Origin of the sequence: Blautia liquoris, from assembly GCF_015159595.1 — a bacterium.
Taxonomy (GTDB): Bacteria; Bacillota; Clostridia; order Lachnospirales; family Lachnospiraceae; genus Novisyntrophococcus; species Novisyntrophococcus liquoris.
The window spans coordinates 2,283,925-2,296,405 of the sequence record NZ_CP063304.1 but is presented as its reverse complement, the minus strand read 5'-3'; the positions used below and the strand labels follow the sequence as shown (position 1 = coordinate 2,296,405).

General features: G+C 43.6%; 11 protein-coding genes. 9 read left to right on the top strand and 2 right to left on the bottom strand.

Features of this window, described 5'->3' with window-relative positions; all coding sequences use genetic code 11:
- Positions 1–51: 51 nt before the first annotated feature.
- From INP51_RS10505 to sdaAA, 6 genes are all read left to right on the top strand, one after another.
- Entirely contained in the window at positions 52–1,791 is a 1,740-nt protein-coding gene (locus INP51_RS10505) for a type 2 periplasmic-binding domain-containing protein (protein ID WP_193734806.1), read from the top strand.
- A gap of 13 nt (positions 1,792–1,804) precedes the next feature.
- On the top strand, positions 1,805–2,731 hold the full coding sequence (locus INP51_RS10500; protein WP_193734805.1) for an ABC transporter permease: 927 nt from the start codon (positions 1,805–1,807) through the stop codon (positions 2,729–2,731).
- Between the two features lie 15 nt (positions 2,732–2,746).
- On the top strand, positions 2,747–3,637 hold the full coding sequence (locus INP51_RS10495) for a carbohydrate ABC transporter permease (RefSeq protein ID WP_193734804.1): 891 nt from the start codon (positions 2,747–2,749) through the stop codon (positions 3,635–3,637).
- A 6-nt stretch (positions 3,638–3,643) separates the two neighbouring features.
- Positions 3,644–5,947 carry a hypothetical protein gene (locus INP51_RS10490; RefSeq protein WP_193734803.1) on the top strand — a complete coding sequence of 768 codons (2,304 nt, stop codon included), beginning with the start codon at positions 3,644–3,646 and terminating at the stop codon, positions 5,945–5,947.
- Positions 5,948–6,112: 165 nt separating this feature from the next.
- The gene (gene sdaAB / locus INP51_RS10485) at positions 6,113–6,775 is read left to right on the top strand and encodes an L-serine ammonia-lyase, iron-sulfur-dependent subunit beta (protein WP_193734802.1); all 663 of its coding nucleotides are present in this window, start codon (positions 6,113–6,115) and stop codon (positions 6,773–6,775) included.
- A gap of 70 nt (positions 6,776–6,845) precedes the next feature.
- Positions 6,846–7,751, top strand: coding sequence for an L-serine ammonia-lyase, iron-sulfur-dependent, subunit alpha (sdaAA, locus tag INP51_RS10480; RefSeq protein WP_193734801.1), 906 nt, complete (start codon positions 6,846–6,848; stop codon positions 7,749–7,751).
- A 21-nt stretch (positions 7,752–7,772) separates the two neighbouring features.
- Here sdaAA and INP51_RS10475 read toward each other — a convergent pair whose 3' ends face one another.
- Positions 7,773–8,666: a class I SAM-dependent methyltransferase gene (locus tag INP51_RS10475; RefSeq protein WP_193734800.1), complete on the bottom strand. Its 894-nt coding sequence runs from the start codon at positions 8,664–8,666 to the stop codon at positions 7,773–7,775.
- A 12-nt stretch (positions 8,667–8,678) separates the two neighbouring features.
- On the bottom strand, positions 8,679–9,281 hold the full coding sequence (locus INP51_RS10470) for a nucleoside-triphosphatase (RefSeq protein ID WP_193734799.1): 603 nt from the start codon (positions 9,279–9,281) through the stop codon (positions 8,679–8,681).
- A gap of 207 nt (positions 9,282–9,488) precedes the next feature.
- Between INP51_RS10470 and INP51_RS10465 the strand changes: the two genes are divergently transcribed.
- From INP51_RS10465 to INP51_RS10455, 3 genes are read left to right on the top strand one after another with little or no spacing between them, the layout of a single operon-like run.
- Entirely contained in the window at positions 9,489–10,631 is a 1,143-nt protein-coding gene (locus INP51_RS10465; RefSeq protein ID WP_193734798.1) for an ABC transporter substrate-binding protein, read from the top strand.
- Between the two features lie 14 nt (positions 10,632–10,645).
- On the top strand, positions 10,646–11,665 hold the full coding sequence (locus INP51_RS10460; RefSeq protein ID WP_230406767.1) for a FecCD family ABC transporter permease: 1,020 nt from the start codon (positions 10,646–10,648) through the stop codon (positions 11,663–11,665).
- On the top strand, positions 11,662–12,447 hold the full coding sequence (locus tag INP51_RS10455; protein WP_193734796.1) for an ABC transporter ATP-binding protein: 786 nt from the start codon (positions 11,662–11,664) through the stop codon (positions 12,445–12,447). Before INP51_RS10460 ends, INP51_RS10455 begins: the two co-directional genes overlap by 4 nt.
- Positions 12,448–12,481: the final 34 nt, after the last annotated feature.

The following is a 12,481-nucleotide window of genomic DNA, read 5'->3' as shown; positions in this document are numbered from 1 at the left end:
CTATGATGAAGAGAAGTACTACATAAAATATCAAAACGGGAGGATCATTGTATGAAAAAGAAACTTGTAACGATTTTACTTTTGTCAGCACTTTCTGCTGTAAGTCTCGCCGGATGTGGACAGGAAAAACCGGAGCCTGCGTCAAAAGGGGAGAGTTCAAGGAAGGATGATTCCGGGAAAACTGCGGAAGAATTATTGACGGAAAAATATGACAAGCCGGTGGATGTGCATGTTGTTCTGCAGTATCGAGAGTCAGAGAATCCGAATACTCCGAAGGATGTGACACCGGAGACGTCAACTGCTGTGAAAAAACTGAAAGAGGATCTGAATATTAACCTTATATACGACTGGATTGTAAATGCCGATCAGTTCCAGCAGAAGTTTGGTGCAGAGCTGGCGGCCGGTAATCTACCAGATGTGATGATGATCAGTCCAAATGATTTTGAAGATCTGACAAGCCAGGGAGGACTGGCAGATCTGTCTGACGTATACAAGAAGTACAGTTGTGAGGAACTGGATAAGGTTTACAATTATGATGGAAAGTTCATCGACGTCGGAAAGAAAGACGGGAAGCTTTATGGCCTGCCAATGGGTACTGACCCGGCACAGATGACGTCTCAGATGCTTTATAACATGACGCAGCTAAAGACAGTAGGGATTACTTCGAAGGATCAGCTTCCGAAGACAATTGACGAGTTTGAAGAACTCTGTGATAAACTTCAGAAGACAGACTATGACGGAGACGGAAAGACAGGTGGTCCTGTACTTCCAGCCTGTAAGAACTATGTAGATGCTCAGCTGGCTGATTTTTCTCCATTCTTCCATGCATATGAGTCATGGAATGACGGATGGTATGATAAAGATGGAAAACTGCAGTATGCGGGTATTGATGAGGGAATCAAGACAACTCTGACAAAGCTGAATGAGTGGTATGACAAGGGTTACTTTGCGAAAGACTTTGCCGCATATGATATCTGGGCTGCAGATTCACCAGTGGTAAATGATATTGTCGCAGGAAAGTATGCGATTGTTCCGGGTTCCTGGTGGGTTCCAAACTGGCCGCTTAACAGTAACAAAACAGAGCATCCGGATGCCGACTGGGTGATCGGGCCGAATCTTTCCCCGGATGGAAAACAGCCAAAGATTATGATTGACCGCTATCCGGTCAATAACTTTGTTGTCGCAGGACGTGATTTCAAGCACCCGGAAGCAATCTTCAAGATGATGTACTGGTCTCTTCAGTATGAATCCAAGAATACGAATCCGGAAGTTCAGGAAAAAATGACGGATGAACAGAAAAAAGAACTTGACAGTTATGTATATACCTGGCTTCCGTACCGTGTCTATTATCCGACTTCACTGAGAGATAACTATAAAAAGATTAATGAGTTAGTCGACGCCGGGAAAACTTCAATTACATCGAAAGAAGGTCTTGAGAATAATGAGTTCTGGGGAGCCTGGTCACAATATCTGAATTATAAGAAAAACCCGGATGATGGTGCTGCATGGGGGACATATTTCAGCAGACTTGATCCCGACGGCGGTGTTGCCAATATGATCAAAACGGTTGAAAGCGCTGACACCATCTATGATGAGGTTTACATCAGCACCCCCGCCATGGTCTCGAAAAAAGCAGAGCTTGACAAGCTGAGAGATAACACATTTATCAGTATGATTATGGGAGAATCATCTGTATCAGAATTTGATAAATATGTAAAACAGTGGAAGGCACAAGGTGGCGATGAGATTTCGAAGGAAGTAAATAACTGGTATAAAGAACAAAAGAAATAATAGGGAGGCCGCTATGACAAAGTTAAGACAAAAACAAAAAAAGAAAAAGAGGGGTCTCTATAACACTGGGCAGCTGCATCTTATGCTGCTGCCCGCAGTGATTTCTACTGCCATATTCGCATATTTCCCAATCTTTGGTCTGGTTATGGCTTTTCAGGATTATAAACCGCTGATTGGATTTCGGGAGTCAGACTTTGTGGGGCTTGCACAATTTAAGTATATCTTTACAATGCCAAGCTTCAGGCAGGCATTTGTGAACACGATTATTATTGCATTCTTTAAAATTATACTTAGTATTCTGGTTCCATTGATTTTGTCTCTCATGTTAAATGAAGTTACAAAAAGCTGGTTTAAACGGAGCGTCCAGACGATTGTATTTATCCCATATTTTTTTTCCTGGGCAATCCTGGCCGGGATGATACTTGAAATTTTTGCCTATGACGGTGTCGTGAATAATGTACTGAACAGTCTTTTTCATACATCACCGATTGCCTTTCTTGTGAGTAACAGATATTTTCGCTCAATTATCATTGGTTCGGATGTCTGGAAAGGTATGGGATATAATACAGTACTGCTTCTTGCGGCTATCACCAGTGTGGATCCGACTTTATATGAAGCGGCTCAGGTGGATGGTGCAGGCAGATGGAAGCAGGCAATTCACATCACACTGCCTGATATTGCTCCGATGATTGCCGTACTGACGGTGCTCGGTCTTGGCAACATATTAAATGCCGGATTCGAACAGATCCTGATCATGTATAACCCGACGGTTGAAAAAACTGTAGATATTCTGGATACATTGGTTTATCGTCTCGGCATGGTTAATCATCAGTATTCGGCAGCCGCTGCGATGGGATTATTTAAATCTGTGATTTCACTGATTTTTGTAGGAACCAGCTATTTGATTCTCTATAAAAAAAGCGATTATAGAGTATTTTAAAAGGAGGTGTGACATTTGAAAGTAAAACATTCAGTATCTTACTATGTATATCAGGTGTTCAATACCTTAATTCTGGTTCTTGTGACATTATCATGTATCTTTCCGATTCTGCATGTTCTGTCCATGTCTTTGAGCAGCAGCAGCGCGGCGATGGCCGGAAAGGTGACATTTTTTCCGGTTGATTTTTCACTTGCAGCATATAAATACCTGATCAAAAAGAAGGATTTCTTTCACTCGGTTTCCATTTCCGGCTGGCGCGTTCTAGTCGGTACTATCGTCAACATGATTCTAATTGTGATTACGGCTTATCCTCTTTCCAGGACGACGAAGCAGTTTCCAAAGAGAAATGTCTACATGTCTTTCTTTGCACTTACCATGTTTATCGGCGGAGGCCTGATTCCAACCTATATGGTTATCAAAGGTCTGCATCTTCTCGATAACTTCTGGGTTATGATTCTTCCGGGGGCGATGAATATCTGGAATGTCATCATCATGATGAACTTTATCAGGGGTTTGCCGAAAGCAGTGGAGGAGTCCGCCTATCTGGACGGGGCAGATCACTGGCAGACATTATTCAAGGTGGTTCTTCCAATGGCAAAACCGGCCATTGCATCGTTACTTCTGTTTTGCATGATTGGGCATTGGAATTCTTGGTTTGACGGCATGTTTTATATGAATAATCCGAATCATTATCCGATGGCAACCTACCTTGCAACTCAGATTATTAACAATAACCAGAGTATGACCAATATGACACCGGAGCAGCTGGCATTACTCTCCTCATTAAGTGAAAAAACAGTGAGGAGTGCTCAGCTTTTTATATCGGTTGTGCCGATCCTGATTGTCTATCCATTTTTACAGAAATACTTTGTAAAAGGAATTACGGTCGGGTCCGTGAAGGAGTAAGTTTATATGAGTTATGCAGAAATAAAGAATATAAATGGAAGTCCGGCATTCGTCATCGACGGGAAAGTATGCCCGCCGATGGCGATGACTACAAGATTTGACAAACCGGATTATATAAAAAACCTGGGTAAATCAGGGATGAAAGTTTTCTTTTTAATGACCAATACGGACTGGCTGCGGCCCGGAAGGGATTATACGGATGAAAATGAGGAAAAACAGCATGAAAATAGCGGGATGGAAGCATTTAAAAAGAATGCTTCTATACTGCTAAAACAGGTACCGGATGCGTATATGATTGTTCGCATTGGCCTTCATCCACCTGTAAAGTGGATGAAGGAAAATGCGGATGAGCTGATTACCTACCAAGATGGGTCTCATGAGCCGGCAATTCTGGAATCCGAGGTTCACAGGGATGAGATTCCCGGCATGTATTCCTTTGCTTCCGGAAAGTGGAGGCATGATGCGGCCATTGCGCTGACAGAGTTCTGTGATGAAGTGGATCAGCTCCCCTTTTCTGACCGGGTCATTGGCTATTTTCTGGCTGCAGGTGGAACTTCAGAGTGGTATCCTGTCAACTCCATCTGTGACAGGGGGAAAAATAAATATGGGGATTTTTCTCCCGCATTTATTGATTTCTACGGAAACTTTTTAAAGAAGAGATATGGAACAAAAGAGAAACTGAAACAGGCATGGAACAGAAAAGATGCGTCTTTCGATAAGCCTGTGATCCCTGATATAGAAGATCAGCATTATCTGTTCGCCGAGGAAAATATCATGGATGCAATGAAATATTATGAAAGTGCCGACCGCATCCTTGGAAAATCAATCGATATGGACAGTGAAAAACCGGCTAACCTGGGTGTGTTTTTGAACATGAAAGATTATCGGTATGTGGCTGATTTCTATGATGCCTTTCATGAGGCAACTGCTGATGCAATCATCTACTTTGCAAAACTGTTGAAAAGTAGGTATCGGGGCAAAGTTGTAGGTGCATTTTACGGATCATATGGATGCACGGACTATTATAACAGCAGCACGACCACTTCGACATTATCGATTCTGGACAGTGGATTTGTGGATTTTTTGGCGGCTCCTGGTGTATATAACAACAGAGAGTCGGGAGGATGTGTGGCACAGCGGGAGATGCAGGATTCCTTTCGTCTGCGTGGTCAGATGTTTGTGGCGGAGGAGGACAGCAGAACGCATCTGGAGGATCATTTTTACCGGGACTCTTTTGGACTATATGATGTCAGGGACAGTATCGCCACACTAAAACGTGATTTTGCCCGGGTGCTCTGTGAGGATATCTATGCCTGGTGGTTTGACCAGCATTCGACTGGGGGCCGATATCAGGAGGATGCAATTTACCGGCTTTTTAAAAGGCAGGAGGAGATTGCTGCCTATGCATATACTTTAGACAGAAGCAAAGAAAATGAAATTGCGCTGATCTATGATCAGGAAAGCTGCCATACCGTTTCCGCTTATACGGACACGCTGATGCTGGATTACTATAGAACCTCGGATTTGTCCAGGATTGGCGCACCGGTGGATTATTATTTTCATAATGATTGTTCTAGAGAAGATATGCCGGACTATAAACTGTATGTGATGATGAATACTTTTTACCTTTCGGATGATGAGAGGGACGCACTCATCAGGAAATTCAGAAAGAATCACGCGGTTGTTCTGTGGCTGTATGCACCAGGTTTTATCAATCCAGACCGTTCGGATATCATGTGCAATAAAAATATCGAAGACCTGACAGGCTTTAAAGTTGGAAGAATTGACCGCACTTGTTCTCCACGTTTTAAGATCAAAGATTTGTCACATCCAGCTGTCAGCTATGCAGTGGAGGATCGCAGATACGGATTTATCGATCGGGATGTCCACAGTAATGTGTGGCTTGAGAATGTAATACAGCCAGCCTACATGAACCCCGGCTTTTATATCGACGATCCGGATGCAGATATATTAGGCACATACTGTGAGATGGAACTTCCCGCTTATGCGGTCAAGGACATGGATGGATGGACAAGCGTCTATTGTGCTCCACAGATTCTGAGGTCGGAACTTATCGCCTCTCTTGCAAAATATGCAGGATGCCATCTCTATAACAGACAGGATGATGTTATCTATGCCAACAAACACTTTGTCACCATCCATGCAGCCTTTAAAGGAAAACACATCATACATTTCAAAAAGCCTTGCAGCCCATACGAAATGTATGAAAAGAGGTACTATGGCCACAACCTGTCAAAACTTGAAGTAGAGATGCGGATGGGGGATACATTGATGTTTTATGTGAAATAAATTAACTACGTTTATAAGCCAGATGGAAACTTATGATTTCCATCTGGCTTTTTTCAGAAATTCTTGTATTTGGGGAAGTTATGGGATATTATAAATACAGTAGATGTTAAATCAATAATTAAAAACCAGGAAGGAAATGCAGAAGTGCACTCTGCTGGTACTGAGATGAAATATAAAAGTGTTTTTGATATCATAGGTCCTGTCATGATCGGTCCTTCCAGCTCTCATACTGCAGGTCCGGTCAGAATCGGACAAGTTGCGAGGAATATATTTGGAAAAGAGCCAGATGAGATCGGGGTCCATTTCTATGGATCCTTTGCAAAAACATATCGCGGTCATGCGACAGATGTTGCAGTAATCGGAGGTGTTTTAGGATTTTCTACGGATGATGCGAGAGTAAAGAATTCAATTTCAATAGCTGAAAAAAAGGGTATTAAGATTAAATTCTTTGAGGAAGAGGCAATTGTGGATCACCCCAATACGGTGCGAATTGATTTGAAAGCGGGCCGGGAAACGATGGAGATCGTCGGCGTTTCAATCGGCGGAGGAGCGATTCAGATCACAGAATTAGATGGATTCGCACTGAAACTTTCAGGTGAGAATCCGGCACTGTTAATCTTCCATAAAGATGCATATGGGGCGGTCGCAGATGTGACGAAGATACTGACGGAGCATAGAATTAATATCGGCCATATGGAGGTTTCAAGACTGGAGAAAGGTTGTACAGCTTTAATGGTCATAGAAACTGATCAAGTTGTAAACAATAAGATACAAGAGGAAATTTCCATTGGCAAAAATATTAAGAAGTTAATTCTGTTAAATACCTGATCATTTCGATATCCGAACAACGAAAGGATAAGCACTATAAATTGCAGATAGCAGATAAAGGAAAAATTGTATGTTCAAAAATATAGATGAACTGGTTACACAGGCCCAAGATTCAAAAAGAAAGATCTATGAAATCATGATCGAACAGGAAATGGAAGAGACAGGGGTTTCGAAAGAAGAGATTACCGAAAATATGAGACGTCAGTTTCAGATTATGAAAGATGCTGTAAAACAAGGGATTCATGGGGTGACATCCAGATCCGGTATGACAGGGATGGACGCAAAGAAACTCTATGAGTTTCAAAAAAGGCAAAAAGATACTTCTGACTCTGTTTTTAAAGCGGCTGTCTGTTATGCGGTGGCGACAAATGAAGTAAATGCCTCCATGGGGGTCGTCTGTGCGACACCGACAGCAGGATCTTGCGGTGTACTTCCCGGAGTTCTTGTCGCGCTTCAAGAAGAGTATAAGATGTCGGATGAAGAAATTACCCCTTATCTCTTTACGGCCGGAGCAATTGGATATGTGATTGCAAATAATGCGTGCATCGCCGGTTCTACTGGAGGATGTCAGGCAGAAGTCGGATCCGCCAGCGCAATGTCCGCAGCAGCGGCAGTTGAGCTGGCTGGAGGTACTCCGAGTCAGGCTGCCGATGCGATGGCGATTGCTCTCACCAACATGCTTGGACTTTCCTGTGATCCTGTAGCAGGGCTTGTGGAAGTCCCCTGTATTACAAGAAATGCAGCAGGGGCGTCCAATGCACTTACAGCAGCGTGGATGGCAATCGCGGGGGTAAAGAGCAAAATTCCGTGGGATGAAGTCATCGAGGCAATGTACCAGATTGGTCTCTCCATGCCATCGGCACTTCGCGAGACCGCCATGGGTGGGCTCGCCGCAACACCGACTGGGAAGAGATGGAAGACAGCAATTCTTGGAAAGACGCAGGGAGAACACACGAACAGTGAAACCAAACCGTAAACTCACAAGGCTATGATTTTTTTATATTCTTTTGTGATTGGCATCCCACAGAATCCATCCATACAGTCGCCTGGATTGTTTTAAAATCTTCTGGTTAGAATCGGCATTATTCATCAGCAAGTCATAGATTCGCTGCTTTAGATTTTTTTCATTCGGAAACTGTCTTTCAAAATGTGAAACATAATAAGATATCAGACCCTCATTTACTTCCACGAAATCACTGATCTTCTGTGTGTGGTAAGAGGTGATGGGCAGATAGCCATCCAGCCACAGCAGATTGAAAAGACTGTAGAAATAGCGTTCACTCCAGAGTGATTCTTGTTCCTTGTATTTCCCGAAAAGCTGTTTTTGAATCTTGTTTTTCAATTCATCTGTTTCCTCAATAGGACTACAGTTAAAACAATACCCCCGGCTCATGGCATTCATCTTATTCAAACCGCTCATATTTCCGGTAGCCGGTGACATGGCGGAGAAAACAAGATCGAATTGTTTTCTCCATCCCAGATTCTCGATGTCGGCTTGTTTGAAGTCACACTCGGTAAAAGAAACATTAAAGACGCCTTCGGATAGGGCATAATTCTTCCCAAGGTTCAGCATTTCCGGAGAGATATCAATACCGGTGACATGGCCGGCTCTTTTAGCGAACTCGACCGTAAAGCGCCCGCTTCCGGATCCGATATCAATGATGCTGACGTCGGGATTTAAAAGTCCCTGATCTTTCAGATATTTCGTCGTCTCTTGTACTCTTTCATCCAGTTTTTTTTGAAACAAACTATCTGTTTTCAGATCCTGTGCCCATTCTCTGGCACGGGAATCCCAGACTTTTGCTGTGTGTTTCACACTGTCTGATCTGTGGTGTTCCCACAACTTCTGAAAATATTCACGGTCCGGTACTTTGTAATGATTGTTTTCCATAACTGCTCCTTTTTACATGAAAGGTGTGTACTGATCTATATACGTCTGTAATTTTTCCTGTATCTGATCCCGATTGTCATCTGTCATAGTATACAAGATTCCATTACTTTCAATCACACGTTTTAACTGGTCGTGCCTGCCAAGATACAACTTCGTTTGTTCACCGGCGTCAAAGCCGCGCCCTTTGAGTGTGTGCATTAGGTTTTCCTGAGATTTCAAAACTCCGACACAGAGTCTGTCGCTGTCTAAAATCCGATAAAGAGTTGTCATAAAAATATCAGAGCACAGCTCGAATCCGCCGATCTCATCTAAAACAACAACTCGACAGGAAGGTTTCCAGAAGTTTTTTTCCACCTGCGAGATGATTCCTTCAAGAACGGACAAATCCTTTCCCTCAGGGGAGAGAAAAATACCGTCTTTGTTAGCGGCGTCTGGCCCGGCATCAAGTGAGACAAGTGTATCTTCTATGATACCGGCGCGAAAGCCCCACAAGTTGTTATCCTCGTAAAGCCGCTGCACCATAAAACCTTCGGTGTGTTCGACATGATTTTTCAGGGATTCCCGAATGGTATAGGATTTTCCAATTCCTGTTTTTCCCTGTATAAAGAAGTTCATAGTGTGGGAAATCCTCCTTTTTTTGACTCGATTTTTCTAAGTTTAATCTTTATCTTTTTTTAAGTATAGGCGAATCACCGCAAGTTGTCTATGAGTCTGGACAAGTTTTTCAGGCTGTGATTGACTTTTTGTCATTTTTATGCTATAAATATTACGAATTACGTTATGTTTTATAGAATATAACGAAGTCGAAAGGAGATCAAGAAAGTGAAAAAGAAAAGTACCCTACTGAGTCTGATACTCGTATTCTCTATGGTGGTTTCTGCAATGGGATGCGGAAATAAAAACACTTCTGTGTCCGAGAGCTCTACGTCGGCAAAATCGGAATCTGTGCCGTCCAAAAGTTCATCTGTTTCATCGGACAGTGCCAAAGATGAACAGGTCAAGTTTACGGATTCCACGGGAAGGGAAGTTGAGATCCCAAAAAACATCGACCGAATTGCACCTTCGGGGCCGTTGGCACAAGTTGTCTTATATACGCTGTGTCCGGACAAGCTGGTCGGATTGGCAGCGGAGATGAAGGATAGCCAGACGGAGTTTATCGATGAAAAATATCGTTCGCTTCCTGTATTTGGGAATTTCTATGGGGATACCTTGAATATGGAAGCAATTATGAGCGCAAAACCTCAAGTTGTGATCGATATCGGTGAGATGAAACCAACGGCGAAAGAGGACATGAAAGGCGTGCAGGATAAGACTGGCATTCCCTCCATCTTTATACATATGGAGTTGGATTCCATGGCGGAAGCATACCGGACTTTGGGGAAGATTGTCGGCGAGGAAGATCAGGCTGAGAAAATTGCATCTTATGTCGAAAAAACCCTTTCTGAGGCAAAAGAAAAGTCTGAATCGATTCCAGATGACAAAAAGGTCAGGATATACTGCGGAAGCGGAGATGCGGGTCTTACGGCTTTGATAAAGGGAACCGTCCATTCGGATATTATTGATGCCGCAGGTGGAGAGAATGTGGCCGATGTCGAGCAGAGTGCCAGGGGCGGAGTCAGTGATATCTCTATGGAACAGCTGATGTTGTGGCAGCCAGACGTGATTCTCTTTACACCTGGAAGTATCTATTCAGATGTCGATATGAGAGAGGAGTGGCAGGGTCTTGAGGCAGTAAAAGATAAAAAAGTCTATGAGGTTCCGGCAAATCCCTATAGCTGGATAGGACAACCGCCCTCTGTGAATCGTATCATTGGAATCAAATGGCTGGGAAATTTGATTTATCCCGATGTCTTTCAGTATGACATGAAAGAAGAGACCAAGGAGTTTTATAAGCTATTTTATCATTGTGAGGTTACGGATGAACAGGTTGACCAGCTGCTCGCCAATTCTACGAAAAAGCAATGAACGGAGGCCTGCAGATGAAAGGGACATCTGAAAAAAGAGGAAGATGGTTTTTACTTTTGGCGGCTGTTTTGTTCGTTGTTATTTTTGTGACAAGTTTTGCACTGGGAAAATATCCTGTTTCCCCCAGGGAACTGATACATGTTCTCTGGGGGAAACTCACCGGCGCACCAAAAAACTGGCCGGATGATATTGAACTTGTCATCTTTAAGATCCGTATGCCCCGTATACTAGCCGGGGCATTGATCGGGGCGGGACTGGCATCTGCCGGCGCGGCATATCAGGGCTTATTTAGAAATCCCATGGTATCCCCCGATGTCCTGGGGGCTTCTGCCGGTGCGGGATTTGGTGCTGCCTTATCTTTACTGCTGGGTCTGGGATTTGCGATGGTGTCGGTGAATGCATTTATCTGCGGACTGTTGGCAGTGTCTGTGGCTTATCTGATCAGCACCAGAGTGAAGCAAAATCCTACACTTGGAATGGTTCTTGCAGGTATTATGATCAGTTCTCTGTTCTCATCGGGAACATCTTATATTAAATTGATTGCAGATCCGAATAATACACTGCCGCTTATTACCTACTGGCTGATGGGAAGCATATCGTCTATCCGCGTCAGTGAACTGAAAGCTGCCTGTATACCGATACTCGGTGGAATGATGGTGTTGTTTTTGATGAGATGGAAGATGAATCTGATTGCAGTCGGAGAAGATGAAGCGCGATCTATGGGCATTAACACGAAAGTTATGCGTGTCGTCATAGTGGCAGCCGCGACGTTGATCTCATCAGCCTGTGTCTCAATCAGTGGAATGATCGGGTGGGTCGGTCTTGTGATTCCGCACTTTGCCCGACTGGCGGTTGGACATGATTATCGCATTATGCTTCCCATGTCTATGTTCATGGGAGCGGGTTTTCTGATGATTGTCGATAACTTTGCGAGGCTGCTTGCGACGCAGGAGATTCCGATCGGTATCCTGACAGCGTTTGTCGGAGCACCATTCTTCCTGTACCTGATCTTAAACAGAGGAGATAAGATATGAAGCTTACAGTCAATGATCTCAGTTTTTCGTATAAAACCCACAGAACACTGGATCGTGTGAATTTTTCGGCTGATACGAATCAGTGTGTCTGCCTTCTCGGTGAAAATGGTGCGGGAAAGACGACTTTATTTCGATGCATTCTAGGTTTGCTTGGAGGATATAAAGGAGAAATTTTAATCGACGGTGCTGACTGCAGACATAAATCTGTCAAGGAGATGGCCCGCCTGATCTCGTATATACCACAGGCAAATCTCCCGACGTTTAATTATACCGTTTTCCAGACTGTACTGATGGGTACAAACCCGCTGATGGATAATTTTCACACACCGGGAGATAAGGAAAGAGAAATTGTATTTGAAAAACTGGATTTACTCGGTATTACACATCTGGCAGAACGTGGGTACGCAAATCTCTCGGGAGGTGAACGGCAGCTCGTGCTGATTGCTCGGGCACTGGTCCAAGATTCAGATATCCTGATTATGGATGAGCCGACGGCAAACTTAGATTACGGGAATCAGTATCGCATTATGGAAAAGGTGAAGAAACTTGCAGATCAGGGATATCTGGTTCTGTTGTCTACACATAATCCGGAGCATGCACTTTTATTCGCAGATCAGGTTGTTGTTCTGAAAGATAATCATATCATAAAGAGCGGTCCCCCAAAAGATGCACTGGATCCAGAGATGATTCAAAATATCTACGGAGTCAAAGTGGAATTAAAGAATATCAGTACGGAAAATGGGATGGTGCCTGTATTTGTTCCATGTCTGGAATGGGAATGAGTCACAAAGTACGTTGACTTTTGGATTTCCCCGC